The 1399-nt window shown below is 62.3% G+C and carries 2 protein-coding genes and 1 pseudogene; all 3 read right to left on the bottom strand.

Annotated features, from left to right (window positions below; all coding sequences use genetic code 11):
• Positions 1-35: 35 nt before the first annotated feature.
• On the bottom strand, positions 36-233 hold the full coding sequence (locus GJ632_RS25040) for a hypothetical protein (protein WP_305037700.1): 198 nt from the start codon (positions 231-233) through the stop codon (positions 36-38).
• Positions 234-339: 106 nt separating this feature from the next.
• A pseudogene (locus GJ632_RS26115) lies at positions 340-676 on the bottom strand (archaellin/type IV pilin N-terminal domain-containing protein); the annotation flags it as partial.
• A gap of 12 nt (positions 677-688) precedes the next feature.
• Positions 689-1372: an archaellin/type IV pilin N-terminal domain-containing protein gene (locus tag GJ632_RS21500; protein ID WP_191453981.1), complete on the bottom strand. Its 684-nt coding sequence runs from the start codon at positions 1370-1372 to the stop codon at positions 689-691.
• Between the last annotated feature and the right edge of the window lie 27 nt (positions 1373-1399).

Raw genomic sequence — 1399 nt, 5'->3', positions numbered from 1 at the left:
ATGAATCGAAAGCGCGATTCGGAGCGGCGGCGAACTTAGAGTTCGACCGGGTCGCCCGGTTCCTTGCCGGCGAGTTGCTGGGGCATCGTCAGGATGACCTGCGTGGTGCCACCCGTCCGACTCGTTATCTCGAACGTCACCTGTTCGCCGGTGGTGAGGCCGCCGCCGAGGTTCGCGTCGTTGCTACCCTCGATGGCGGACGTGTTGACCTCCACCTCGTAGCGGTCGTTCATGCTGTTGAGCACGCCGAAACGACCCCGTCGTCGTCGGTGACCCTTGTTCAGCGCGAAACGTGTTCTCGGAGGAGATGGGGTCACCGTTGCCGTCCAGGTTGGTGGTGTTGGTGAGCGTCGTCACGTTCCCCGCGCTGAGGTACTTTATCGACGTCTCGTTCATGTCCACGCTGCTGGACCCGGCCGCGAGGCGGACCGTCATCGTGATGTTGTCGATGTCCTGCTCCGTGCCGACCACACCGTGCGTGCTCAGCACTTCGACGCGATTCGTGACCTTGTTCACACTTTCCTGTCCGGCGTCCTCCGCAGTCGCCTGCAGGAAGCCGGCCGTGTTCACGAGGACCCCCCGCAGCGATTGCGGCGACGAGGACCATCGCGATGAACACGATGAGCGTACCGATACCGACCTGACCGCGGTCGTCGTTGTTGAATTTGTCGAACATTTTACGTAGTAGTTAGAGAGCGATGGGGTCGTTGTCGTTCTTGCCGGCCAGCTGCTGGGGCATCGTCATGATGACCTGACTGGAACCGCCGGAGCGGCTCGTGATCTCGAGCTTCACCGAGTCGCCCGTGCTGACGCCGTCCTGGCCCGCGCCTTCGACGACGGACGTGTTGATGACGAGCTCGAAGCGGTCACCCTGTCCGCTCAGGACGGGGAAGGACGTGTCGTCACCGTCTTCGAGCGCGTAGGCCGTGAACTCGGTTTCGTTCAGACCCTCTCCGCCGACGCCGGTGTCGTCCTGCCACTGCGAGACGTTACCGAGGTTCGTCCCGTCGGCGCTCGACGCGTCGTTGTAGACGAGGTTACGCGCCGTCGAGTCGCTGACGTACTTGATGGTGGTGTCTTCCAGCGACACACTGCCGGACCCGGCCGCGAGTCGAACCGTCAGGTTCAGACTATCGACGGTGAGACCGTCGCCGGTGTCGTTGACGACACCGTGGGTGCTGACGACGTCGACGCGGTTCGTAACCTTGTTAACACTTTCCTGCCCGGCGTCCTGCGCAGTCGCCTGCAGGAAGCCTGCCGTGTTCACGAGGACCCCGGCGGCAATCGCCGCAACGAGGACCATCGCGATGAACACGATGAGAGTACCGATACCGACCTGGACCGCGGGTCGGGCGTCAAATTTTTCGAACATGGGTTTTTTCTGTATATCTCCAGTCGG

Origin of the sequence: Halogeometricum sp. CBA1124 (assembly GCF_009741955.1) — an archaeon.
GTDB classification, from domain to species: Archaea; Halobacteriota; Halobacteria; order Halobacteriales; family Haloferacaceae; genus Halogeometricum; species Halogeometricum rufum.
The sequence above is the reverse complement of the archived record's forward strand: the minus strand, read 5'-3'. Positions and strand labels throughout refer to the sequence as shown.

Bases quoted from the DNA above. Each gene is read 5' to 3' on its own strand.
- GJ632_RS25040 (WP_305037700.1), bottom strand. From the start codon at position 233: ATGAACGACCGCTACGAGGTGGAGGTCAACACGTCCGCCATCGAGGGT.
- GJ632_RS21500 (WP_191453981.1), bottom strand. From the start codon at position 1,372: ATGTTCGAAAAATTTGACGCCCGACCCGCGGTCCAGGTCGGTATCGGT.